This window comes from Roseateles sp. (assembly GCF_039595295.1).
Lineage (GTDB): Bacteria > Pseudomonadota > Gammaproteobacteria > Burkholderiales > Burkholderiaceae_C > Roseateles.
Genome location: NZ_JBCNLU010000003.1, coordinates 184,971 through 207,675 on the forward strand (window position 1 = coordinate 184,971; position 22,705 = coordinate 207,675).

21 protein-coding genes and 3 tRNA genes are annotated in these 22,705 nt (G+C 68.2%); 19 read left to right on the top strand and 5 right to left on the bottom strand.

Translation table 11 applies throughout. The features are described 5' to 3' along the window. The first annotated feature begins 55 nt into the window (after window positions 1-55). The gene (locus tag ABDW59_RS04025) at window positions 56-1,783 is read left to right on the top strand and encodes a hypothetical protein (RefSeq protein WP_343628192.1); all 1,728 of its coding nucleotides are present in this window, start codon (window positions 56-58) and stop codon (window positions 1,781-1,783) included. Window positions 1,784-1,962: 179 nt separating this feature from the next. Then, the gene (locus ABDW59_RS04030; RefSeq protein ID WP_343628194.1) at window positions 1,963-3,306 is read left to right on the top strand and encodes a hypothetical protein; all 1,344 of its coding nucleotides are present in this window, start codon (window positions 1,963-1,965) and stop codon (window positions 3,304-3,306) included. A gap of 9 nt (window positions 3,307-3,315) precedes the next feature. Here ABDW59_RS04030 and ABDW59_RS04035 read toward each other — a convergent pair whose 3' ends face one another. From ABDW59_RS04035 to ABDW59_RS04050, 4 genes are all read right to left on the bottom strand, one after another. Next, window positions 3,316-4,188 (bottom strand): LytTR family DNA-binding domain-containing protein, encoded by an 873-nt coding sequence (locus ABDW59_RS04035; protein WP_343628195.1) that lies wholly within the window; start codon window positions 4,186-4,188, stop codon window positions 3,316-3,318. A gap of 7 nt (window positions 4,189-4,195) precedes the next feature. Continuing rightward, entirely contained in the window at window positions 4,196-5,371 is a 1,176-nt protein-coding gene (locus ABDW59_RS04040; protein WP_343628196.1) for a histidine kinase, read from the bottom strand. A gap of 152 nt (window positions 5,372-5,523) precedes the next feature. Then, the gene (locus tag ABDW59_RS04045; protein WP_343628197.1) at window positions 5,524-6,048 is read right to left on the bottom strand and encodes a DUF6622 family protein; all 525 of its coding nucleotides are present in this window, start codon (window positions 6,046-6,048) and stop codon (window positions 5,524-5,526) included. Between the two features lie 147 nt (window positions 6,049-6,195). Then, window positions 6,196-7,809, bottom strand: a complete 1,614-nt coding sequence (locus tag ABDW59_RS04050; RefSeq protein ID WP_343628198.1) for a helicase HerA-like domain-containing protein — start codon at window positions 7,807-7,809, stop codon at window positions 6,196-6,198. Between the two features lie 103 nt (window positions 7,810-7,912). Here ABDW59_RS04050 and ABDW59_RS04055 point away from each other — a divergent pair, with 103 nt between their 5' ends. The 9 genes from ABDW59_RS04055 to rng all read left to right on the top strand — a co-directional run bounded on the left by ABDW59_RS04055 (window position 7,913) and on the right by rng (window position 15,791). Next, complete coding sequence (locus tag ABDW59_RS04055) at window positions 7,913-8,638, top strand: YebC/PmpR family DNA-binding transcriptional regulator (protein ID WP_343628199.1); 726 nt, start codon at window positions 7,913-7,915, stop codon at window positions 8,636-8,638. Further along, the gene (gene purD / locus ABDW59_RS04060; RefSeq protein WP_343628200.1) at window positions 8,635-9,915 is read left to right on the top strand and encodes a phosphoribosylamine--glycine ligase; all 1,281 of its coding nucleotides are present in this window, start codon (window positions 8,635-8,637) and stop codon (window positions 9,913-9,915) included. Before ABDW59_RS04055 ends, purD begins: the two co-directional genes overlap by 4 nt. Before the next feature lie 67 nt (window positions 9,916-9,982). After that, entirely contained in the window at window positions 9,983-10,681 is a 699-nt protein-coding gene (locus ABDW59_RS04065) for a 1-acyl-sn-glycerol-3-phosphate acyltransferase (protein WP_343628201.1), read from the top strand. Next, window positions 10,678-11,613, top strand: a complete 936-nt coding sequence (hemF, locus tag ABDW59_RS04070) for an oxygen-dependent coproporphyrinogen oxidase (RefSeq protein ID WP_343628202.1) — start codon at window positions 10,678-10,680, stop codon at window positions 11,611-11,613. Before ABDW59_RS04065 ends, hemF begins: the two co-directional genes overlap by 4 nt. 13 nt (window positions 11,614-11,626) lie before the next feature. Next, window positions 11,627-12,250 carry a nicotinate (nicotinamide) nucleotide adenylyltransferase gene (gene nadD, locus ABDW59_RS04075; protein WP_343628203.1) on the top strand — a complete coding sequence of 208 codons (624 nt, stop codon included), beginning with the start codon at window positions 11,627-11,629 and terminating at the stop codon, window positions 12,248-12,250. Further along, window positions 12,251-13,078 (top strand): ribosome silencing factor, encoded by an 828-nt coding sequence (gene rsfS, locus ABDW59_RS04080; protein ID WP_343628204.1) that lies wholly within the window; start codon window positions 12,251-12,253, stop codon window positions 13,076-13,078. Window positions 13,079-13,082: 4 nt separating this feature from the next. After that, window positions 13,083-13,553, top strand: coding sequence for a 23S rRNA (pseudouridine(1915)-N(3))-methyltransferase RlmH (gene rlmH / locus ABDW59_RS04085; protein ID WP_343628205.1), 471 nt, complete (start codon window positions 13,083-13,085; stop codon window positions 13,551-13,553). A 36-nt stretch (window positions 13,554-13,589) separates the two neighbouring features. Next, on the top strand, window positions 13,590-14,228 hold the full coding sequence (locus tag ABDW59_RS04090) for a Maf family protein (RefSeq protein WP_343628206.1): 639 nt from the start codon (window positions 13,590-13,592) through the stop codon (window positions 14,226-14,228). Between the two features lie 78 nt (window positions 14,229-14,306). Further along, entirely contained in the window at window positions 14,307-15,791 is a 1,485-nt protein-coding gene (gene rng / locus ABDW59_RS04095) for a ribonuclease G (protein WP_343628207.1), read from the top strand. A gap of 52 nt (window positions 15,792-15,843) precedes the next feature. On the opposite strand, the gene ABDW59_RS04100 is transcribed toward rng, so the two are convergent. Beyond that, on the bottom strand, window positions 15,844-16,782 hold the full coding sequence (locus tag ABDW59_RS04100) for a hypothetical protein (RefSeq protein WP_343628208.1): 939 nt from the start codon (window positions 16,780-16,782) through the stop codon (window positions 15,844-15,846). Between the two features lie 411 nt (window positions 16,783-17,193). Here ABDW59_RS04100 and tolB point away from each other — a divergent pair, with 411 nt between their 5' ends. The 8 genes from tolB (at window position 17,194) to apbC (ending at window position 22,582) form a co-directional block, all read left to right on the top strand. Then, window positions 17,194-18,426, top strand: a complete 1,233-nt coding sequence (gene tolB, locus ABDW59_RS04105; RefSeq protein WP_343628250.1) for a Tol-Pal system beta propeller repeat protein TolB — start codon at window positions 17,194-17,196, stop codon at window positions 18,424-18,426. Between the two features lie 254 nt (window positions 18,427-18,680). Continuing rightward, window positions 18,681-19,211: a peptidoglycan-associated lipoprotein Pal gene (gene pal, locus ABDW59_RS04110; RefSeq protein ID WP_343628209.1), complete on the top strand. Its 531-nt coding sequence runs from the start codon at window positions 18,681-18,683 to the stop codon at window positions 19,209-19,211. A 9-nt stretch (window positions 19,212-19,220) separates the two neighbouring features. Beyond that, window positions 19,221-20,045, top strand: a complete 825-nt coding sequence (gene ybgF / locus ABDW59_RS04115; protein ID WP_343628210.1) for a tol-pal system protein YbgF — start codon at window positions 19,221-19,223, stop codon at window positions 20,043-20,045. Window positions 20,046-20,088: 43 nt separating this feature from the next. Next, on the top strand, window positions 20,089-20,913 hold the full coding sequence (locus ABDW59_RS04120; RefSeq protein WP_343628251.1) for a tRNA threonylcarbamoyladenosine dehydratase: 825 nt from the start codon (window positions 20,089-20,091) through the stop codon (window positions 20,911-20,913). A gap of 87 nt (window positions 20,914-21,000) precedes the next feature. Next, window positions 21,001-21,076, top strand: a tRNA-Lys gene (locus ABDW59_RS04125). A 24-nt stretch (window positions 21,077-21,100) separates the two neighbouring features. After that, window positions 21,101-21,176 (top strand) — tRNA-Lys (locus tag ABDW59_RS04130). A 113-nt stretch (window positions 21,177-21,289) separates the two neighbouring features. Continuing rightward, window positions 21,290-21,365, top strand: a tRNA-Lys gene (locus ABDW59_RS04135). Window positions 21,366-21,487: 122 nt separating this feature from the next. Beyond that, a complete protein-coding gene (gene apbC / locus ABDW59_RS04140) occupies window positions 21,488-22,582 on the top strand; it encodes an iron-sulfur cluster carrier protein ApbC (protein ID WP_343628211.1) in 1,095 nt (364 codons plus the stop codon). Window positions 22,583-22,705 lie beyond the last annotated feature (123 nt).

The window sequence follows — 22,705 nt, forward strand, 5'->3', positions numbered from 1 at the left end:
ACAGGCTGGTTCTGATACTCCCGGCTTTGATCTTGAACATCGCAGACGACCGCCCATGCAGCAATCCCGACCCGACCCGATCCGCTCTCTCCGCTCGCCCGCCGCCGCTCGCGCGGGCATGTCCTCCGTCGACGTCCCCGTCATTGCCGCGGCGCATCTCCGTGATCCGCACCGCAGGCGCGAGAACGACGACGCACAGTCGCTCGATGAGGAGGCCGCGCCGTCGTCCGAATCGGGCGAGACCCTCACGCCCTTGCCGGAGGTGGTGGCTCAGCCGCCCGTCGGCGGTGAGTCCGGCGCTGAGTCCGGTGATACGTCGGGAGGCAACGGCAAGGACGAGAAGTCGACCGAGAAGTCGATCGCGGCCCTGGTGACCTGGCTGCTGGGCGCGGCGTTGACGGCGGGCTCCGCCGCAGCGGTCGGGGGCGGCTCCGGCAGCGAGGCCAAGCCGCCACCTGAGCCCAAGCCGGAACCGAAGCCCGACACGAAGCCGGACACGACACCCGACACGACGCCCAACACGAAGCCCGACACGAAGCCCGACACGAAGCCGGACACGAAGCCGGACACGACACCCGACACGAAGCCGGACCCCGAACCGCCCGTGGCCACGCCACCCGCACCTCAACTCACGCTGCATGCGCCGGGAGCCGTCCGCGACGGCCTGCTCAGCGCAGCGGGCGAGATCCGCGTCGGCGCGCTGGAAGCGGGCGCCCACTGGGAGTTCTCGGTCGACGGGGGCAAGACCTGGCGCGCGGGCAGCGGCAGCGCGCTGAGCCCATCCGCGCTTGGCGCCGATGGCAGCAAATCTCTGCTGGCGGTGCAGATCAACGATCGCGGGGCGCGCAGCGCGGCGGCCGAGCTCAAGTTCGACATGGACACGATCGCCCCGTCCGGTCCCGGCTTGGCGCTGGTGACGGATTCCGGGATTTCGCCCTCCGACGGCCACACGAACGACGGCACTGTCCGCGTCGATGGCCTGGAGGTGGGCGCGCGCTGGCAGTACAGCCTTGATGACGGTGCGACGTGGTCGACCGGCATGGGCTCGACGATCGAATCCGCCCGGCTTGGGGCCGATGGCGTCAAGCACCTGCGGGTACGCCAGACCGATCAGGCGGGCAACGAAGGCCCGAACACCCACTTGCGGGTGGAGCTCGACACCCAAGCGACGGAGGTGACGCTGGCGCTGGCCAACGATACGGGCTCCGTCGGCGATCGCATCACCAGCGATGGGGCCCTCGTGGTCAGCGGTCTTGAGCCGGGAAGCAGCTGGGAGTACCGCACCGGCTCCGGCGATTGGAGGACCGGCAGCGGTGATCGCATCGCGGCGAGCGAGTTCAGCGTGGATGGGCGTTACAAGGTCGAGTTGCGGCAGACCGATCTCGCCGGAAACATCAGCGTCGCGACGCTGGACTTCACGCGCGACAGCCGCGCCGACCGGCCCACGGCGACGCTTGCGACAGACACCGGAGCCGCCAACGACGGGCTCACGAATGACCCGACGATCGACGTCGCCAACCTGGAGTCGGACGGATCCTGGGACTATCGGATCAATGGGGGGACCTGGCAGGGCGGCAGCGGGTCGCGAATCCAGAAATCAGCGTTCGATGGCGTCGCTGACGGCAGCCAGGTGGTGGACGTCCGGCAGACGGACGTGGCAGGTAACCTGGCCTCGACCTCGCTGAACTTCCAGCTCGATCGCACGGCGCCCGCCGCTCTGACGGCGGCCCTGGCCAGCGACACCGGCACCAAGGGTGACTCATCACCCGCGACGCGACCCTGAGCATCACCGGCTTCGAACTCGGGACGACCTGGTCGTACCGCATCGATGGGGGCAACTGGATCCGGGGGGACGGCCACTCGATCGACGCCAGGGCTTTCACGGCCGATGGCCTGCACAAGGTCGATCTGCGGCAGACCGATGCCGCGGGCAACGAGGCGGGCTCGCAATTCGAGTTCACTTTGGATCTCAAGGCCGAGGTGCCGGTGCTGGCTCTGATCCGCGACACTGGTGTGAGCGACACCGACGGGGTCTCCAGCGATGGCCGTGTCCAGGTGTCAGGCCTGGAGCGGGGCGCGACCTGGGAGTACAGCTTTGACGGCCTGGACTGGACGGCGGGGGCGGGCACTTCGATCGCGGCGGCGGCCTTCGGCGCGGACGGCGCCAAGCGTGTACTGGTGCGGCAGACCGACGGGGCCGGCAATCTGAGTCAGGCCGCGGAACTGAGGTTCACGCTGGACACCCAGGCCCCCTTGCCGGGATACGCCCTGCACAGTCAGGCGCGCGACAACTATCCCAACGTCGACGCGATCGAGCCGCTGTTCCACACCGGCAGCACAGTGAACCGCCAGACCTGGGTCGAGGTGAGCCTGGAGGCGGGAGCCACGCAATGGTCCTACGGCTTCGATGGCAGCGCGGACATTATGGTGGGAGGCCGCGACGGACGCTTTGATCTGAGCGGTCTGACCACGGAGGGCACGCACGAGATTCGCATCCGGCAACAGGACACCGCCGGCAACTGGAGCGCGGACCGGGCGTTCAACGTGACCGTGGATCTGACAGCGCCCACTGTGACGGGGAAGTATGCGAGCGCACTGCCGGATGCCTCGCGAGCCAACGGTTTCGGGTTCAACGCGAATGAAGCGGTGCAGGTGCTGTTCATTCCCTTCGATACCGCCAATGACGGCAGCGCGCAGAGCTATCTTCAGAACTGGCGACAGCGCGGGCTGCTGGTCGAACCGGGTCAGGAATCCTTCAGGCCGTTCTGGCGGGACGCCGCGGCGGGCTTGCATGTCGTGGTGGCCGTCGACAAGGCCGGCAATGCGTCGTTCGTGTCGATGAAGGGCGAGTCTTCTTCCTCCAACCGAGAGGTCCATCTGGTCGAGTTGTTCGGGTACAGCGCGTTTCGGGACATTCGTGTCGTGGATGCTCTACCGGAGCAGCCCGGTGGTCCGTCGATCGCGCGCGCCTCCGGCGCTACGGATCATCTTTTCGGCAGCGCGGCCGCCGATGTGTTCGCGTTCGCCCATTCTCAAACGGGCATCGATTGGATCCACGGCTACCACCGCGGGCAAGGGGATCTGGTGGAACTTGGCGGACTGCAGTTCAATGTCTCGTCGGCTGCAGACATCGCTCGCTACATTCGCAAGGACTTCGTCGCCGATGGCACGATCTCGCTGTGGATCGACTACGACGGACGGGGAGAGACGGCCGCCAACAACTTCGATCTGCGCATCCTGGTCACGGCCGAGGCCGGTACCGAACTGCTGATGCGCACGGGGACCGGCGCGACCTTCGTCATCTGAGGCACAAGCTCACATCGCCCTGAACAGATGCCCGTACATCCGGCTCACCGCCAGCTTCTCCGGCCGGCGGCGCAGCCGCAGGGTGAGCTTGCCGGACTCGTCGCGGTGGACGCGATCGATGGCGTCGACATGGACGATGTGGCCGCGGTGGACCTGCCAGAAGCGCTGTGCATCGAGCTGCGGGAGCAGCTCGCGCAGCGAGATCCGCACCAGGTACTCCTGATCGGCGGTCATCACGCGGACGTACTTGTCCGCGGCTTCCAGATAGACGACCTCGTCCAGCGGCACCATCACGATGGCGTCGCCGACGCCGACCTGCAGGTGGCGCAGCGGGGGCGTCGAGCTCAGCGGGGCGCTTGAATTGTCGCCCGCAGCCGAGCCGCCGACCGGCGCGGCGACCGCCGTCCCGGACGATGCACCGGCGGCCGGTACCGCACCGACGGCCAGCAAACCTCGCAACTGCTCGATCGCCGATTCCAGCGCGGCCGGCGGCGTCTGCCGCTGCGCGAGCGCCGCCTGCAGCCGGCCCACCGTCTGCGCGAGCCGTTCCCGCTGCACCGGTTTGAGCACGTAATCCACGGCCGCGCGCTCGAAGGCCTGGAGCGCGAACTGGTCGTAGGCGGTCACGAAGACGAGCAGCGGGAAGGGCGTCCCGTCCGGCCAGTCGTCGGCGAGCTGCGCCGCAGCCTCCAGCCCGGTCATCCCCGGCATGCGAATGTCGAAGAAGCAGACCTCGGGCCGATGGCGCAGCGCCAGCGTCACCGCTTCCTCGCCATGCGCGGCCATGGCGACCACGTCCAGCGTCGGCCACAGGGCCTTCAGTTCCTGTCGCAGGTGCGCGGCCAGCAGTTCTTCGTCTTCGGCGATGAGGGCGGTAGGCATGGAGGGCTCAGTTCGAAGTGAAACGGGAAGCGGGCGTGGCGGGCGGCGCGAAAGAGGGCGTGGCGGCGCTCGGCATGGCGGGGATGGGCATGCGGATGCGCGCCAGGGTGCCACCGCCGTCTCGGCGCCGGACCTCGAGCCCGGCCTCGTCGCCGCAGGCGACGGACAGCCGCTCGCGGACCTGGGTCGTGCCGAAGCCGCCGCCGGGCGCCGGACGCGCGGCCGGATCGAAACCGGCGCCATCGTCCTCGACGTCCAGCAGCAGGCACTCGCCGTCGCGACCGGCGCGCACGGTCAGCGTGCCGCCGCCGACATGCGGCTCCAGGCCGTGCTTGATGGCGTTCTCCACCAGCGGCTGCAGCAGCAGCGGCGGCACGCTGAGCGACTCCAGCACGGGCGGCAGCTCGAACACGAAGCGCAGCCGCGATCCCATTCGGACCTGCATCAGCGCCAGGTAGTCCTGCAAGCGGGCGAACTCGTCCTTCAGCGTGTGGCGCTCGGCGCGGGAGGCCGACAGCGTGGCGCGCAGGAAGGCGATCAGGTGGTCGAGCATCGCCTGGGCGCGCTCGGGATCCATGCCGATCAGCACCCGCAAGTTGGCCAGGGTGTTGAACAGCATGTGCGGCTCGAGCTGCGATTCGAGCAACCGCAGCTGGGTCTCGGCGGCTTGGCGGCGGAGCGTCTCGGCGTGGGCCTCGGCGTCGGCCAGGCGGTGGCGGGAGAGCAGGAAGACCGTCGCGATGAAGCCCGGCACCAGCGACACGACCAGCACGGCGACCGCGCTGCGCCAGGGGACCGAGGTCAGGTTGCGCTCTTGCAGGCCGGTGACGAGGTTGCCCATCTCGACACCGAAGATGTAGCCGGTGGGCGTGCCCAACAGCAGCGACAGGACCATCAGCGGCCAGCCCGGCCACCCGGTCCAGTCCTGGGGCTGGCGTGGGACACGACCCAGGCGGCTGAGCGCGGCGCGGCGGAGCCAGGCCAGGCCGTAGCGCAGCACGTTGATGCTGAAGGTGCAGCCCAGCGAGATGAAGGCGCAGTAGATCAGCGTCAGCACCGGCGGCTGGCGGAACACCGCGACCAGCACCAGCGAGATGGCCACCGCGATGGAGACCACGATCGTCAACTGCTTGAGCAGCCAGCGGGCGGTCAGCGGCTTGGCGACGGTGTGCTTCGGGGGCATGAGCGGAGCGTGGGGCGGGCTGGAGGGCAAGGTGGTGGCGATCATCGCTGACTTCCGAGGGGGCACAGGAGCGCTCAGCGCGGTGGCCACGATGACGCCCGGGCGGTGTTGCTCCCTCTCCCGCTTGCGGGAGAGGGCAGGGGAGAGGGTCTTCAGACCGCCACCGCCCCGGTGCCACGCGGACGCGCGCTCAGGATGTTGATCGAGCGTCCGAGGAAGCAGCCGCTCAGCAGACCGAAGGCGACGCTGGTGCCGGCGACGAAGGCCATCTGATGCGCGACGGCCGGATGCATGGCCAGCGTCATCGCCGCATAGGCCTTCAGCACGAAGATGCTCAGCATCACCACCAGCGGGAACCAGCTCCCGCGCACGTGGAAGCGGTCGGTCGCGGTGTCGAAGTTCACCTGGCCGGGCCAGCCGATGACGCGGATCAGCGAGACCCCGATGGCGATGCCCGCGGCCCAGGCCAGTCCGGCGACGCTGAACAGGCCGGAGGCGCTGTTCACGCCCCAGATCCCGAAAGCCAACCAGACCAGCGGCAGGATGACGACGCGCTTGGTCGACATCGTCATCGGGCGCGACATCCGGACGCCCATGGCGACGATGGCGGCCAGGATGCCCCAGACGAACAGGGGGATGTGGGCCAGGATGTCGAGGAGCGAGGGGGCGTGTTGCATGGTGGTCTCCGGCTGAAATCGCGGTTGGGATGACGCGACTGTCGGGGACCGGAGACTTGGCGCCCATCGCCCTGCGACGAAGCGCGGGGAAATGGCGCGAGTGGTGGGATCGAGGCGCGAGCGGTCAAGCTCAGCGCCCGAGCTTCCTCAACGCTTGCGCTTGGCGCCGCCGCCCAGCAGGCTGCCCAGCACGCCGCGGACGATCTCCCGTCCGACCGAGGAGCCGATCGAGCGAAGCGCCGACTTCGCGGCCGTCTCGGCCAGGCCCTCGTGCCGGCCGCCGCGCGGACCGGTGGAGCCGAACAGCACGTCCTTCAGACCGTCCAGCATCCCGCCACCGGCCTCCTGCTGCGGCGCCGGCGCGCCCGTCGCCGGGCCGGTCCGGCCGCGGAAGACCGACGACCCCTCGTCGGCCAGGGAGCCGCCGCCCTGCGGCGCGGGCGCCGTGCCGCCGGCTTCTGAGCGGCCCGCCGCCGCCGGCGTCGCCGCCGCGCGTCCGGTCAGGCGCTCATAGGCCGACTCGCGGTCCACCTGCTTCTCATAGACGCCCGCCACCAGCGATCCGGCCATCAGCGCCTTGCGCTGCTCCGGCGTGATCGGGCCGATCTGGCTGCCCGGGGGCAGGACGAAGACGCGCTCGGTGATGCAGGGCCGGCCCTTCTCGTCGAGCAAGCTGATCAGCGCCTCGCCGACGCCCAGCTCGGTGATGGCCATCGCGATGTCCAGCCCGGCCTTGGGCCGCATGGTGTCCGCCGCCGCCTTCACCGCCTTCTGATCGCGGGGCGTGAAGGCGCGCAGCGCGTGCTGCACCCGGTTGCCCAGCTGGCCCAGCACCGTGTCCGGAATGTCCAGCGGGTTCTGCGTCACGAAATAGACGCCCACGCCCTTGGACCGGACCAGCCGCACCACCAGCTCGATGCGCTCGACCAGCGCGGCCGGGGCGTCCTTGAACAGCAGATGGGCCTCGTCGAAGAAGAACACCAGCTTGGGCTTGTCCAGATCGCCGACTTCCGGAAGCGTCTCGAACAGCTCCGACAGCATCCACAAAAGGAAGGTCGCGTACAGCCGCGGGGCCGCCATCAGCTTGTCGGCCGCCAGGATGTTGATCACGCCCAGGCCGTCGGCCGTCTGCATGAAATCGTGGATGTCCAGCATCGGCTCGCCGAAGAACTTGTCTCCGCCTTGCGCCTCGATCTGGAGCAGGCCGCGCTGGATCGCCCCCACGCTGGCCGCCGAGACGTTGCCGTACTGCGTCGTGAACTGGCTGGCGTTCTCGCCGACATGGGCGAGCATCGCCCGCAGATCCTTCAGGTCCAGCAGGGCCAGGCCCTGGTCGTCGGCGATCTTGAAGACCATCTGCAGCACGCCGGCCTGGGTCTCGTTCAGCGCCAGCATCCGCGACAGCAGCAGCGGGCCCATGTCGGAGACCGTCGCGCGGACCGGGTGGCCCTGCTCGCCGAAGACGTCCCACAGCGTCGTGGGGCAGGCGGCGGACGTCGGGGGCTCGATGCCGCGCTCCTGCAGCACGGCCAGCAGCTTGGTCGACGGATGGCCCGGCTGCGAGATCCCGGTCAGGTCGCCCTTGACGTCCGCCAGGAAGACCGGAACGCCCATCTGGCTGAAGGATTCGGCCAGTTTCTGCAGGCTGATCGTCTTGCCCGTGCCGGTCGCGCCGGTGATCAGACCGTGGCGATTGGCCAGCGCGGGCAGCAGCTGACATTCGATGTCGCCGTGGCGGGCCAGCAGGATCGGGTCGGCCATGCGGAATTCTCCAGAGGCAAAAAGCTAAAATCGCAGTCTAACGAAGCAACCACAGCACCGGCCCGGAGTTTTCTCCGGGCCGTTGTCACAGGAGAACCAGGACATGGCAGGGCATTCCAAATGGGCCAACATCCAGCACCGCAAGGGCCGCCAGGACGAGAAGCGAGGCAAGGTGTGGACCCGTCTGACGCGTGAGATCATCGTGTCCGCCCGCGCCGGCGGCGCCGACATCGCGATGAATCCGCGCCTGCGTCTGGCGATCGAGAAGGCCAAGGCGGCCAACATGCCGGCCGACAACATCAAGCGCAACGTCGACAAGGCCACGGGCAATCTGGACGGCGTCACGTACGAGGAAATCCGCTACGAGGGCTACGGCATCGGCGGCGCGGCCGTCATCGTGGACTGCATGACCGACAACCGCGTCCGCACCGTGGCCGAAGTGCGTCACGCCTTCAGCAAGTACGGCGGCAACCTGGGCACGGAAGGCTCCGTCGCATTCCAGTTCAAGCACTGCGGCCAGCTGGTCTTCGCCCCCGGCACGTCGGAGGACAAGGTCATGGAAGTGGCGCTGGAAGCCGGCGCGGAAGACGTGGTCACGGACGATGACGGCGCCATCGAGGTGCTGACCGCGCCCGGCGACTTCGAAGCCGTGAAGAACGCGCTGGAAGCGGCCGGCCTGAAGGCCGAGATCGCCGAGGTCACGATGCGTGCCGAGAACACCATCGATCTGACCGGCGAGGACGCGGCCCGCATGCAGAAGCTGCTGGACGTCATCGAGGACCTGGACGACGTCCAGGAGGTCTATCACAACGCGAGCATTTCCGAATGAAGGTCCTGGTCCTCGGCAACGGCGGCCGCGAGCACGCGCTGGCCTGGCGGCTGGCGCAAGGCGAGCGCGTCAGCCAGGTCTTCGTGGCCCCCGGCAACGGCGGCACGGCGCGCGACAGCAAGCTCAAGAACGTCCCCCTCACCGATGTGAAGGCGCTGGCCGACTTCGCGCAGGAACACAAGATCGCGCTGACGGTGGTCGGACCGGAAGCGTTTCTCGCCGCCGGCGTGGTCGACGAGTTCCGCGCCCGCGGTCTGCGCATCTTCGGCCCGACCAAGGCGGCCGCGCAGTTGGAGAGCTCCAAGGCCTTCGCCAAGGAGTTCATGAAGCGCCACAACATCCCGACCGCCGCCTACGAGACCTTCTCGGATGCGGCGCAGGCGCATGCCTACGTGGACGCGCAGGGCGCGCCCATCGTCATCAAGGCCGACGGCCTGGCGGCGGGCAAGGGCGTCGTGGTCGCGATGACGCTGGCCGAGGCGCATGAGGCCATCGACTGGATTCTGGCCGACAACAAGCTGGGCGTGGTCCACAACGAAGGCGGCGCGCGCGTCGTCATCGAGCAGTTCCTCGAGGGCGAGGAAGCCAGCTTCATCGTGCTGTGCGACGGCCGCAACGTGCTGCCCCTGGCCACCAGCCAGGACCACAAGCGCCTGCAGGACGGCGACCAGGGCCCGAACACGGGCGGCATGGGCGCCTACTCGCCCGCGCCGGTGGTGACGCCCAACGTGCACGCCAAGGTGATGCACGAGATCGTGATGCCCACGATCCAGGGCATGGCCCGCGACGGCATCCCCTTTACCGGCTTCCTCTACGCCGGCCTGATGATCGACGCGCAAGGCCAGCCCCGCACGATCGAGTTCAACACCCGCATGGGCGACCCCGAGACGCAGCCGATCATGATGCGTCTGAAGAGCGACCTGTTCGAGGTGCTGATGCATGCGACCGACGGCACGCTGGATCAGGCCGAGCTGCAATGGGACCGCCGCGCCGCGCTGGGCGTGGTGATGGCCGCCAGCGGGTATCCGCTGTCGCCGCGCAAGGGTGACGTGATCACCGGACTGCCCGAGGATTCGGAGGAGGCGATGGTCTTCCACGCGGGCACGACACAGCAGGGTGAGCAGCTGGTCACCAGCGGCGGCCGCGTGCTGTGCGTGACGGCGCTGGGCGAGTCCGTGCGCCATGCCCAGCAGCATGCGTACCAAGCGCTGACCTCGATCCAGTTCGACGGCAAGCAGTTCCGTCAGGACATCGGCTACCGCGCCATCAAGCGCTGAGGCGACGGCCTGTTGTCCAGCACCTCGACCAGAACCTCGTCCTGAACGCGACCGACCTACGCCGATCTTGAGCTCCGATCAACCGTCCTTCCCTGCGGCGCCGACCCGCGGCCCGCGCCGCTGGACCGGGCCGCTGACGCCGTTCCTGAACGGCAGCGCGCTGGCCACGGCGGTGCTGCGGCTCTTCGGCTGGCGCGTGGTGTGCCAGGGCTTGCCTGCGCGACAGGGCGTGGTGATGGTCTATCCGCACACCTCGAACTGGGACTTCCCGATCGGCGTGCTCACGAAATGGAGCCTGGGTTTCCAGCTCAAGTTCTGGGCCAAGGACAGCCTGTTCCGGCTGCCGGTCTTCGGTCACTGGATGCGCGCCATCGGCGGCGTGGCGATCAACCGCCGCGCGGCCAACGGCATGGTGGGCGACACGGCGCGGCAGTTGCGCGAGGCCAAGGCCCGCGACGAGCACTTCTGGCTCATCGTCGCGCCCGAGGGCACGCGCGGCTATACGGATCACTGGAAATCCGGTGCGTATCAGGTGGCCGTGCAGGCGGGGGTTCCGGTGGGGCTGGCGTCCTTCGACTACGCGACCAAGTGCGTGGTGTTCACCGACTTCGTCGAGGTCAGCGGCGAGCCGAAGCGCGATTTCGCGCTCTTCGCCGAAGTCCTGAAGGGACGTCGCGGCAAGCGCCCCGATCAGGCCGGACCGATCCGGCTCAAGCCGCAAGCCAAGGACGCGTCGCAGGACGGAGCGATGGGAGACAAGACATGAATACGCAAGTGGTGCGCGACTATCTGCTGGGACTGCAGCAGCGCATCGTCACGACGTTGGAGCGGCTGGACGGCCAGGACTTCCTCATGGACGCCTGGCAGCGCGAGCCCGGCGGCCGGCTCGAGGGCGACGGCGTGGTCCGTCTGATCGAGAACGGCGGCGTCTTCGAGCGCGGCGGGGTGAACTTCTCGCACGTGCGCGGCCGGGTGCTCCCCCCTTCCGCGACGGCGCATCGGCCGGAGCTGGCCGGCGCCCCGTTCGAGGCCATGGGCGTGTCGCTGGTCCTGCACCCGCACAACCCCTTCGTCCCGACGGTCCACATGAACGTGCGCATGTTCGCGGCGCTCCCGGTGGACGCGGCGCCGGTGGTGTGGTTCGGCGGCGGCATGGACCTGACCCCGTACTACGGCTTCGAGCGCGACGCCCAGCACTTCCATCGGACCTGCCGCTCGGCACTGGAGCCGCATGGCGAGGACCTCTATCCGCGCTTCAAGCAGTGGTGCGACGAGTACTTCTTCCTCAAGCACCGCAACGAGCCGCGCGGCGTGGGCGGCATCTTCTTCGACGATCATGCGGAAGGCGGCTTCGACGCGGCCTTCGGCATGCTGCAGTCGGTGGGCGACGCCTTCATTCCGGCCTACGAGCCCATCGTCGATCGCCGACACGGCCTGGCCTACGGCGAGCGCGAGCGCGACTTCCAGGCCTACCGCCGCGGGCGCTATGTCGAGTTCAATCTGGTCTTCGATCGCGGCACGCTGTTCGGGCTGCAGTCGGGCGGACGCACCGAATCCATCCTGATGTCGATGCCGCCCGTCGCGCATTGGCGCTACGACTGGCATCCGGAGGAGGGCTCGCCCGAGGCCAAGCTGTACAGCGACTTCCTCCGCCCGCGCGACTGGGCGGACGAGTCGCCCACGCACCTGTGGTTCTGAGGAGCGGTCCGGCGTGAGCGACAACAAGACCGCCGCGAGGCAGGTCGGCTGGTTTGGCGGCTCGTTCGACCCCGTGCATCGGGCGCATCTGGCACTGGCGCGCGCGGCGCTGGAGCGGCTGGCGCTGGACGAGGTGCGCTGGGTCGTGGCCGGACAGCCTTGGCAAAAGGCCGGGCGCCGGATGGCGTCGAGCGAGGACCGGGCCGCGATGGTGCGGCTCATGATCCAGGGACCGGACGGCGACAGCCGCTTCATCCTGGACGATCGCGAACTGAAGCGCGCGGGACCGAGCTACACGCTCGACTCGGTGCGCGAGTATCAGCAGGCGCGGCCCCAGGACGGGCTGTGGCTGGTGCTGGGACAGGACCAGTTGGCCGGCTTGACGAGCTGGCACGGCTGGGAGGAACTGGTCGAGCGCATGGGGCTGGCGGTGGCCGCCCGCGCGCAGGACGAGGTGAGGGCGCCGGCGGCGCTGCTGGAACGGCCGCATCGGCTGGTCCGGCTGGACATGCCGGTGCTGCAATGGTCATCCACCGAGGCCCGCCAGCAGGCGGCCCGGGGTGCTGACGTGAGGCCCGTGGTGGGCGAAGCGGTCGCGGGTTATATTGCCCGCCACCGTCTCTACAGTGAGAGCTGAATGGACATCAAGAAACTGCAACGTGCCATCGTCGATGGTCTGGAAGACGTCAAGGGCCAGGACATCGTGGTCTTCGACACCGAGCGCCTGTCGCCGCTGTTCGAGCGCGTGATCATCGCCTCCGGCACGAGCAACCGGCAGACCAAGGCGCTGGCCTCCAGCGTCCGTGAGACGGTCAAGTCGCGCGGCATGCAGGTGATGCGCACCGAGGGCGAGGACAACGGCGAATGGATCATCGTGGACTGCGGCGCGGCCGTGGTGCACCTGATGCAGCCGGCGATCCGCCAGTACTACCACCTGGAAGAGATCTGGGGCGGCAAGCCGGTGAAGATGAAGGTCGCCAACGGCGAGACCCGCCTGGTGAAGGCGTCCGAGCCGATGGACGACGAGGACGACGCGCCCAAGGCGAAGAAGGCCGCGAAGAAGCCGGCCAAGGCCAAGTCGGCCGACGGCGAGACGGTGCCCTCCGCGTCGAAGAAGGCGCCCACGCGTGCCACCGGCAGCAAGTCCGCCGCCGCCAAGTCCGCGAAGCCGGCGACCAAGACCGCCGCCGCCAAGCCGGCTGCCAAGAAGACCGCGACCAAGACGGCAGGGACGAAGTCCGCCGCCGCCAAGCCCGCGACCAAGACCGCCCGCAAGCCGGCCGTGAAGGCCGCGCCGGTGGAGACGGTGAAGGTCGGCAGCAAGAAGCCGGCGATGAAGAAGGTCTCGCCCAAGGTGACCGCGGCGGCCAAGCCCGCGGCGAAGAAGCCGGCCGCCAAGGTCGCCAAGCCGGCGGCCAAGAAGACGACGGTCAAGACCGGCACGAAGTCCAAGGCCAAGGCCTGATCCCGTGCGGCTGGTGTTGTGCGCGGTCGGCCAGAAGATGCCGGCCTGGGCCGATGAGGCCTACGAGGATTTCGCCAAGCGCTTCCCGCCCGAGATGCGGCTGGAGCTCAAGGCGGTGAAAGCGGAGCCGCGCACCACCGGCAAGTCCACCGAGCAATTGATGGCCGCCGAGGCCCTGCGCCTGGATGCCGCCTGCCCCAAGGGCGCGCGGCGCGTGGTGCTGGACGAGCGCGGCGATCGCGTCACCTCCAAGCAGCTCGCGCAGCGCATCGAAGCCTGGCGCGGTGACGGTCGCGACGTCGCGATCTTCATCGGCGGGCCCGATGGGCTGGACGACAGCATCAAGTCGCGCGCCGACGAGAAGCTGCGGCTCTCCGACCTGACCTTGCCGCACGCCTTTGTTCGGGTGCTGCTCGCCGAAGGCCTGTATCGCGCCTGGTCGGTGATGGAAGGTCATCCGTATCACCGCGAGTGAGCGCCCGTCAGGGCGTCCATCAGCACTCCCGTCCCCATGAGCGCCGACACCTCCGCCCCCATCGCTACGCCCGCCGCCTTCGTCTACCTCGCCTCTCAGAGTCCGCGTCGTCGCCAGCTGCTGGAGCAGATCGGCATCCGCCACGAGCTCTTGCTGCCCGGCGCCGACGAGGACGCCGAGGCGCTGGAAGCGGTGTGGGAGGGCGAGTCGCCCGACGACTATGTGCGCCGCGTCACCGAGGCCAAGCTCGAGGCGGCGCTGCGCCGCCGTGAGCGCCGCGGCCTGCCGCCGGCGCCGGTGCTGTGCTCCGACACGACGGTCGCTTTGGGGCCGCGCATCCTGGGCAAGCCGGACGACGCGGCCCATGCCCAAGCCATGCTGGCGGACCTCTCGGGTCGCGAGCATCGCGTGCTGACGGCGGTCGCGCTGGGTCTGCCCGACGGTCGGGTGCTGTCGGCGGTCAACGTGTCCCAAGTCCGCTTCGCCGAGATAGGCGCGGCGCGGCTGCGGGCTTACGTCGCATCCGGCGAGCCGATGGGGAAGGCCGGGGCTTATGCGATACAAAGCCAGGCCGCCGCCTGGATCGCACATATCGACGGCAGTTATTCGGGCATCATGGGCCTTCCGCTGTACGAGACCGCGCAACTGCTTCGACGAGCCGGCTTCGAGGTCTGAAAGAGGGCGGGTCCCCAGGGGCCCGGCGAGCGCTGCCGCCAGCCTTGAGGCTGACGAGAGCGCTTGGAGCACAAGAACATGGAAGACATCCTGATCAACTGGACCCCGCAGGAGACGCGGGTGGCCATCGTCGAGAACGGCGCCGTGCAGGAACTGCACGTCGAACGGACGCTGGAACGGGGCCTGGTCGGCAACGTCTATCTCGGCAAGGTGGCGCGCGTGCTGCCCGGCATGCAGTCCGCCTTCATCGACATCGGCCTGGAACGCGCGGCCTTCCTGCACGTGGCCGACCTGCATCTCAACGGGGTGCATCCGCGCGGCCATCATGGGGAGAACGGTCAGGCCGTCCCCATCGAGCGCCAGGTCTACGAGGGGCAGGCCTTGACCGTGCAGGTCATCAAGGACCCGATCGGCACCAAGGGCGCGCGGCTGTCGACGCAGATTTCCATCGCCGGCCGGCTGCTGGTGCATCTGCCGCAGGACAACCACATCGGCATCTCGCAGAAGATCGGCTCGCCCGAGACGCGCGATGCGCTGCGTTCGCGCATGATGGCGCTGGTCAGCGCCGGCGTCAGCGACGGCAACACCGGCGGCTTCATCCTGCGGACCAATGCCGAGGAGGCGGATGACGAGGAGCTCGGCGCTGACATCGCCTACCTGCGCAAGACCTGGAACTCGATCCGCGACAAATCGCTGACGCTGCCGCCAGGAAGCCTGCTCTATCAGGACCTGAGCTTGGTCGAGCGCGTGCTGCGCGATCTGGCCAGCGAGCGTACCAACTCGATCCGCATCGACTCCAAGTTGCAGTATGAAGTGGTGCGCGCCTTCGGCGAGACCTACATGCCGGCGGCGACCGCCAAGCTCGACCTGTATCGGGGCGAGCGGCCGATCTTCGACCTGAACAACATCGACGCGGAGATCGTCCGGGCGATGGCGCGGCGGGTGGATCTGAAGTCGGGCGGCTACCTGATCATCGACCAGACCGAGGCGATGACCACCATCGACGTGAACACCGGCGGCTTCGTCGGTGCGCGCAACTTCGACGACACCATCTTCAAGACCAACCTGGAGGCGGCGGGCTCGATCGCGCGCCAGCTGCGGCTGCGCAACCTGGGCGGGATCATCATCGTCGACTTCATCGACATGACCCGCGAGGAGCACAAGACCGCGGTGCTGCAGGAGTTCCGCAAGCAGCTCAACCGCGACCGCACCAAGGTCACGGTGGGCGGCTTCACGCAGCTGGGGCTGGTCGAGCTGACGCGCAAGCGCACGCGGGAGTCGCTGTCACGGATGTTGTGCGAGCCGTGCCCGACCTGCGACGCCCGCGGTCAGGTCAAGACGGCGCGGACGATCTGCTACGAGATCATGCGGGAGATCCTGCGCGAGTCGCGGCAGTTCAATCCCAAGGAGTTCCGCGTCGTCGCGGCGGCCAACGTCGTGGAGATGCTGCTCGACGAGGAGAGCCAGCATCTGGCCGGGCTCTCGGACTTCATCGGCAAGCCGATCTCGCTGACCGCCGAGCCGACCAATCAGACCGAGCATTACGACATTGTGTTGATGTGAGCCGGCGCGCCGTGAGGGCGCCTAGGAGGTCGGTTTTGCGGAAGCGGCTGCTTCAGCGAACGCCCGCGGTGCGGGCGGGCAGGGGCGTGGTGCTCGGCGGCACCACATCGGGACGGATCTCCCACAGCTCCGAGCCGGTCTGCGCCAGCATCAGCTGCACCCGCGAATCGGCCAGCACGTCGCGCAGCTCCGCGCGCAGGCGCGCCGCCAGCTTGCGCGGCATGCGCGGCGGCGCGAGCACCGCGTTCCAGTCGCCGCCCTGCAGGTCGCCGAAGACCGGTGGCTCCAGGTACTCGCCACGCGGTGGCAGTGCGGGCAGGGGTTGATCCTCGCGCGGCGGCGGCAAGGCGCGCGGATGCGCAAGGCCTGGCGCCCAGGCGCTCAGCGTGTGCAGCGCGAGCGGCGCTTGGCGGGGCTCGGCCATGGCGGAGTAGGTGGTGTCGCCCAGCGTGCCGGCCCGCACCACCGTCACGAAGGGAAGCTGACCGATGCGCAGCAGCGTCGTGAAGTTGTCAGGGGTGAGCGCTTGGGGCGATGCGGTTTCGCTCGCGATCGGCGGCGGCGGGTCAAGCAGCACCCGCGTGGTCAGCAGCAGCAAGCGGCCGTCGGGCGCCGCGGTCGCGACCCAGCGCGCCGCGGTGTAACCCTGGCGCTCGATCAGGTTGACGACCTCCACCGGGTGGCCCGCGCGCTCCGACCAGACCCGCGCGATCATGCGCGCCGCATGATCCGGACCGCTGCCCGCGCTGAACGGGACCGCGAGGGTCAGGGTTTGCGCATCGCCGGATGAGGCGCTCGGCGCCGCGGTGGACGGCGTGAGTTCATCGGCCCGTGCGGGCATCGAGAGCAGCGCCTGGAACAGACAGGCGACGACCAGCCAGCACAGCCCGATGATCCAGGCTCGGTGGGACAAGAAGCGCTGCTTCAGCGCCTCCTTGAACGAGCGCCAGCGTGACCGGCCCCATGACTGCATGACCTGCATTGATTGCATCGGTGACTCCTGACCTGTATCGCGGGCGAAGCGGGCATTCTCAAAAGTCACCGAGATCGCCGCCATGACCGCAAACAGTCGATAAGGCCTGGCGACACGTCGAAATGAGCAGGTCCCTGACCTGTCCGATGAGCCATCCCGGGAGTCATCCCAGGCGCCGTCCCGGGAGCGATCCTTGCCGACGGCTTTGCCCTTTGTAACCACAGCGATCTGTAACACGGACGCGGGCCTCGGGCACAATCGGGGCTCCTTTCGTTCTGCAAGCCGATGAGCACCAAAACGAACGCCATCTCCCGCCGCGCGACCGTCCCCTCCGGCGTCGCGTCCGTCTCTCTCCAAGACCCCATCACGTCCTCCGGGACCACGCGCCGCTCGCTGCTGAGCGGCGCCGCCACGCTGGGCGTCGCGCTGATGGCTGGCACGCCGGCCTGGGCGCAGTTCCGCGTCGAGATCGCCGGCGTCGGCGCCAGCCGCGTGCCCATCGCCATCAGCGATTTCAAGGACGAAGGCACGACCGGTCAGCCGCTCGCCGCCATCATCCGCGCCGACCTCGAGCGCAGCGGCCAGTTCAGCCTCGTCCCGGGGCAGGCCGGCATGACCGAGACCTCGCAACCGCAATTCGTCGACTGGCGCGCCCGTGCCGCCGACGCGCTGGCGGCGGGCTCCGCGACGCGTCTGGCCGATGGCCGCTTCGACGTGCGCTACCGCCTGTGGGACGTGGTCAAGGGCAGCGACCTGGGCAGCGAAAGCGTCCCCGTCGTGGCCGCCGATCTGCGTCTGGCCGCGCACAAGATCGCCGACGCGATCTATCAGAAGCTCACCGGCGAGCGCGGCGTCTTCGCGACCCGCCTGGTCTACGTGAACAAGGCCGGTCCGCGCTATTCGCTGCGCGTGTCCGACGCGGACGGCGAGGGCGAGCAGACCGTGCTCAACAGCCCGGAGGCGATCATCTCGCCGGCCTGGTCGCCGGACGGCAACGAAGTGGCCTATGTGTCCTTCGAGACCCGCAAGGCGGTGGTCTGGATCCAGGATCTGCGCACCGGCAAGCGCCGCAAGATCGCGGACTTCCGCGGCAGCAACAGCGCCCCGGCGTTCTCCCCGAATGGCCAGCAGCTGGCGATGACGCTGTCGCGCGACGGCGGCTCGCAGCTGTTCCTGATCAACAAGGACGGCTCGGGCGTGAAGCGCCTGACGCAGACCTCGGCGATCGACACCGAGCCGGTGTTCTCGCCCGATGGCGCGTCGATCTACTTCGTCAGCGACCGCGGCGGCGCCCCGCAGATCTACCGCATGGCGGCCAGCGGCGGCAGCGCCGAGCGCATCACCTTTGCCGGCAACTACAACATCAGCCCGTCCATCAGCCCGGACGGCCGCACGATGGCCTACATCACGCGCGTGGGCGGCGGCACCTTCAAGCTCTGCGTCATGGACCTGGGCAGCGGTCGGGTGCAGCAGATCACCGACACCAGCGACGACGAGAGCCCCAGCTTCTCCCCGAACGGCAAGCTGATCGTCTACGCGACGCGCGCCGGCGGCCGGGACGTGCTGATGACCTCGACGCTGGACGGCAAGGTCAAGGCCAAGCTGGCCACCCCCAACGTCGCCGACATCCGCGAGCCCGCCTGGGGCCCGTTCGGCAACTGATGAATTGATGACGTGACTGCGCCCGCGCCGCACACGGGCATGCGCTTTGCCTACGTTGGCGTCGCGCTTCGCCCGTCTTGTGCGAGCCGCGAGCGTGTTCATGCATAGGGACTTGCGCGAGGTGTCGTCTGCCTCGCATTTGTGTTAGCCAATGATTCACAATTGCTGTTTTTGCGGCTTCACCGGCGGCGCAGTTGGCCGGCTGGTCCTGCATTTCTCCCCCGCCTTTCCTTGACCCATAGGAGCGAACGCCCATGAAATTCGAAAAACTGATGCTCGGCCTGGTGGCCGCAGCCGCCCTGTCCGCCTGCAGCTCCACGAAGCTGGATGAGCCGGCTCCGGTCGAAACGAAGGCCCCGCCGGTCCAGACCCAAACCCCGCAAGCCGATCCGAACGCCGGCTCGCAGCGTCCGGTGCAGACCGTGGACCTGGGCGCCCAACTGGACGCCGCCGTGTCCAACCAGCGCGTCGTGTTCTTCGACTTCGACAGCTTCGTCGTCAAGGACGAGTACCGCAGCCTGATCGAAAACCACGCCAAGCGTCTGAACAACAAGAAGACGCTGCAGCTGTCGCTGGAAGGTCACGCCGACGAGCGCGGCGGCCGCGAGTACAACCTGGCCCTGGGCCAGAAGCGCGCCGAGGCCGTGGCCAAGTCGCTGACCCTGCTGGGCGTGTCGTCCGCCCAGGTCGAGCCGGTGAGCTTCGGTAAGGAGCGTCCGGCCGATCCGGGCCACAACGAAGAGGCCTGGGCCAAGAACCGTCGCGTCGAACTGCGCGACAAGTAAATCGGTGACATGAGCATGCTGCGTCTTTCTCGATTCTCTCGACTCTCCGTCGGCCGCGATCTGGGCGCCGTGGCGCAAGCCGCCGCGCTGACCGTGGTGCTCGCTTTGGGCGTGGCGGGGCAACCCGCGCGCGCCGCGCTCTTCGAGGACGACGAGGCCCGCAAGGCCATCCTCGATCTGCGAACCAAGCAGGCGCAGAGCGAGGAAGCGCAACGTGCTCGCATCGCTGATCTGCAGAGCCAGCTCGAGACCGCCCGGCGCGGTCTGCTGGATCTGTCCGGACAGATCGACTCGCTGCGTTCGGAGCTCGCCAAGATGCGCGGGCAGAACGAACAGCTGGCGCGTGATCTGTCCGACACCCAACGCAAAGTGGCCGACCAGTCGGCCACGCTGGACAACCGGCTGCGCCCGCTGGAGCCGCAGAAGGTGTCCCTGGACGGCAAGGAATTCCAGGCCGATCCCGAAGAGAAGCGCCAGTTCGACGCGGCCATGGGTCAGATCCGTCGCGGCGACTTCAACGAGGCGGTGTCCGCCTTCTCTTCCTTCCTGACGCGTTTCCCGGCGAGCGGCTACAGCGACTCGGTGCGCTTCTGGCTGGGCAATGCGCAGTATGGGAAGCGCGATTACAAGGGCGCGATCGCGACCTTCAAGGCCTTCGTGACGGCGAACCCGGAACATCCCCGCGCCGCCGAGAGCCTGCTGGCCATCGCCAACTGCCAGATCGAGCTCAAGGACAACAAGTCCGCCCGCAAGACGCTGGACGATCTGCAGAAGGCCTATCCCGGCACCGAAGCGGCCAAGGCCGCCAAGGAACGCCAGGCCGGCCTGCGCTGACCCGCCCACTTTCCCGCCGCGAGACGCGCATCGGCGCGTGACGATCTTGACCCTCGACTCCGGGCACGGGCCCCTCGACCCTGACGCCGCGCACGCCGACGCGGAGCGCCGCTTCGGCGGTCTGCGCCGCCTGCATGGCGACCGTGATTACGCGCGGCTGCGCGCGGCGCGTTTCTGCGTCGTGGGACTGGGCGGCGTGGGCTCGTGGGTGGTGGAGGCGCTGGCCCGCATGGGCGTGGCGCGGCTGGTGCTGGTCGATCTGGACCATGTCGCCGTGTCCAACATCAATCGCCAGGTGCAGGCGCTGGGCAGCACGCTGGGCATGGCCAAGGCCGAGGCGCTGAAGCAGCGTATCGCCGACATCCATCCGGGCTGCGACGTCATCACCATCGAGGACTTCGTCGACGAGACGAATTGGCCCGCGCTGCTGGGCGGCGTGGAGGTCGACGGCATCGTCGACGCCTGCGATCAGGTGCGCGCCAAGGCGCAGCTCGCCGCTTGGGCGAGGGCGCGCAAGCTGCCGCAGATCTGCATCGGCGCGGCGGGCGGCAAGCGTCGCCCGCAGGACGTGGAAATCCTGGATCTGTCCGAGACCACGCATGATCCGCTGCTGGCCAGTTTGCGCCAGCGGTTGCGCAAGTTCCATGCGGGCGAGCGGCAAGGGAAGATGGGCGTGCGCTGCGTCTTCTCGCGCGAGCCGGTCACCCGCCCCGAGGGCGTGGAGGCCTGCGACATCGACGGCAACCTGAACTGCCATGGCTATGGCTCGAGCGTGGCGGTCACGGCGGGCTTCGGCATGGTGGCCGCGGCGGAACTGGTGACGCAGTATTTGAAAGCACTTGCGCACCAGCAAAAAAGCGTCCTATAATCTGCGGCTCTGCTGAGGGGCAAACACCTCGAAGCGCAGCAAAGGAGATGGGCGCAATCCGGTCTTCTTCGCTTGAAGCAGAGCTTCGGGTCGTTAGCTCAGTCGGTAGAGCAGCGGACTTTTAATCCGTTGGTCGCAGGTTCGAATCCTGCACGACCCACCAGTCGCTTCAGTTGGATATTCTTGGGGGCTCTTAGCTCAGTTGGTAGAGCAGCGGACTCTTAATCCGTTGGTCGAAGGTTCGAATCCTTCAGGGCCCACCAACCGCACACTCTGCAAAGTTTTCGATTGAGAATCTTGCAAGCGGTCTGAATATCTGACATACTCTCGGTCTTCGCAGCGATTCAATCGAATCGTTGAGGAAGCAAAGAATTTCGGGCTCTTAGCTCAGTTGGTAGAGCAGCGGACTCTTAATCCGTTGGTCGAAGGTTCGAATCCTTCAGGGCCCACCAAATAAAAGGGGTTGCAGCGCAAGTTGCAACCCCTTTTGTCATTCCCGCTAGACTTCGCGCCAATCTCGGCGCCCCGGTTGCGAGGCGTCGTTTCCGATCGAGTTTCAACGATTCCCTCCGCCATGTCCCAAATCCAAGAAGCCTCGCTGCTGCAGGCGCTGCAACAGGTCGTCGACCCCAACACCGGACGCGATTTCGTTACGACGAAACAACTGCGCAACCTGAAGGTGCAGGGCGACGCGGTCAGTTTCGACGTGGAGCTGGGCTACCCCGCCGCCAGCCAGATCGACGGCCTGCGCACAGCGCTGGTCGGCGCGGCGCGCACGGTGCCGGGCGTCGGCAATGTGAGCGTCGGTCTGACGTCCAAGATCATTGCGCACGCGGTCCAGCGCGGCGTGCAACTGCTGCCCGGTGTGAAGAACATCGTCGCGGTGGCCTCGGGCAAGGGCGGCGTCGGCAAGAGCACCACCGCCGCGAATCTGGCGCTGGCGCTGTCGGCCGAGGGCGCCAAGGTCGGTCTGCTGGACGCCGACATCTACGGCCCCAGCCTCCCGCTGATGCTGGGCATCCACGGCCGGCCCGAGAGCACCGACGGCCAGACCATGGAGCCGCTGGAATCGCACGGCCTGCAGCTGATGTCCATCGGCTTCCTGGTCGAGGACGACCAGGCCATGGTGTGGCGCGGCCCGATGGCCACGCAGGCGCTGGAGCAGCTGCTGCGCCAGACGCGCTGGCGTGATCTGGACTATCTGATCATCGACATGCCCCCGGGCACCGGCGACATCCAGCTGACGCTGTCGCAACGTGTGCCGGTGAGCGGCTCCGTGATCGTGACGACCCCGCAGGACATTGCGCTGATCGATGCGAAGAAGGGCCTGAAGATGTTCGAGAAGGTCGGCGTGCCGATTCTGGGCATCGTCGAAAACATGGCCATCCACATCTGCAGCAACTGCGGTCATGCCGAGCACATCTTCGGCAGCGGCGGCGGTCAGCGCATGGCGGACCAGTACGGACAGGAGCTGCTGGGCTCGCTGCCGCTGGCACTGTCCATCCGCGAGCAGGCCGACAGCGGCAAGCCCACCGTGGTGGCCGAGCCGGACAGTCCGCATGCGCAAGCCTACAAGGCCATCGCGCGCAAGGTCGCGGTGAAGCTGGCGGGGCAGGCCAAGGACTACTCGAGCAAGTTCCCGACGATCACGATCTCGAAGAACACCTGACCCCTTCCACCCCAGCCCGGAAGGCCGCTCACCGCGGCCTTTTTGCATGCTGCGGTGCAACGAGAAACGAGGGCTCGCCGATGCGCTCAAAGTTTCCGGTGCGCTGAGCGTCGCGCCCGCGCG

What these genes read in the sequence shown, in the direction of transcription:
- ABDW59_RS04025 (WP_343628192.1), top strand. Translation starts at nt 56, where the DNA reads ATGCAGCAATCCCGACCCGACCCGATCCGCTCTCTCCGCTCGCCCGCC.
- ABDW59_RS04035 (WP_343628195.1), bottom strand. Translation starts at nt 4,188, where the DNA reads ATGCCTACCGCCCTCATCGCCGAAGACGAAGAACTGCTGGCCGCGCAC.
- ABDW59_RS04040 (WP_343628196.1), bottom strand. Translation starts at nt 5,371, where the DNA reads ATGCCCCCGAAGCACACCGTCGCCAAGCCGCTGACCGCCCGCTGGCTG.
- ABDW59_RS04045 (WP_343628197.1), bottom strand. Translation starts at nt 6,048, where the DNA reads ATGCAACACGCCCCCTCGCTCCTCGACATCCTGGCCCACATCCCCCTG.
- ABDW59_RS04050 (WP_343628198.1), bottom strand. Translation starts at nt 7,809, where the DNA reads ATGGCCGACCCGATCCTGCTGGCCCGCCACGGCGACATCGAATGTCAG.
- ABDW59_RS04055 (WP_343628199.1), top strand. Translation starts at nt 7,913, where the DNA reads ATGGCAGGGCATTCCAAATGGGCCAACATCCAGCACCGCAAGGGCCGC.
- purD (WP_343628200.1), top strand. Translation starts at nt 8,635, where the DNA reads ATGAAGGTCCTGGTCCTCGGCAACGGCGGCCGCGAGCACGCGCTGGCC.
- hemF (WP_343628202.1), top strand. Translation starts at nt 10,678, where the DNA reads ATGAATACGCAAGTGGTGCGCGACTATCTGCTGGGACTGCAGCAGCGC.
- rsfS (WP_343628204.1), top strand. Translation starts at nt 12,251, where the DNA reads ATGGACATCAAGAAACTGCAACGTGCCATCGTCGATGGTCTGGAAGAC.
- ABDW59_RS04090 (WP_343628206.1), top strand. Translation starts at nt 13,590, where the DNA reads ATGAGCGCCGACACCTCCGCCCCCATCGCTACGCCCGCCGCCTTCGTC.
- rng (WP_343628207.1), top strand. Translation starts at nt 14,307, where the DNA reads ATGGAAGACATCCTGATCAACTGGACCCCGCAGGAGACGCGGGTGGCC.
- ABDW59_RS04100 (WP_343628208.1), bottom strand. Translation starts at nt 16,782, where the DNA reads ATGCAATCAATGCAGGTCATGCAGTCATGGGGCCGGTCACGCTGGCGC.
- tolB (WP_343628250.1), top strand. Translation starts at nt 17,194, where the DNA reads ATGGCTGGCACGCCGGCCTGGGCGCAGTTCCGCGTCGAGATCGCCGGC.
- pal (WP_343628209.1), top strand. Translation starts at nt 18,681, where the DNA reads ATGAAATTCGAAAAACTGATGCTCGGCCTGGTGGCCGCAGCCGCCCTG.
- ybgF (WP_343628210.1), top strand. Translation starts at nt 19,221, where the DNA reads ATGAGCATGCTGCGTCTTTCTCGATTCTCTCGACTCTCCGTCGGCCGC.
- apbC (WP_343628211.1), top strand. Translation starts at nt 21,488, where the DNA reads ATGTCCCAAATCCAAGAAGCCTCGCTGCTGCAGGCGCTGCAACAGGTC.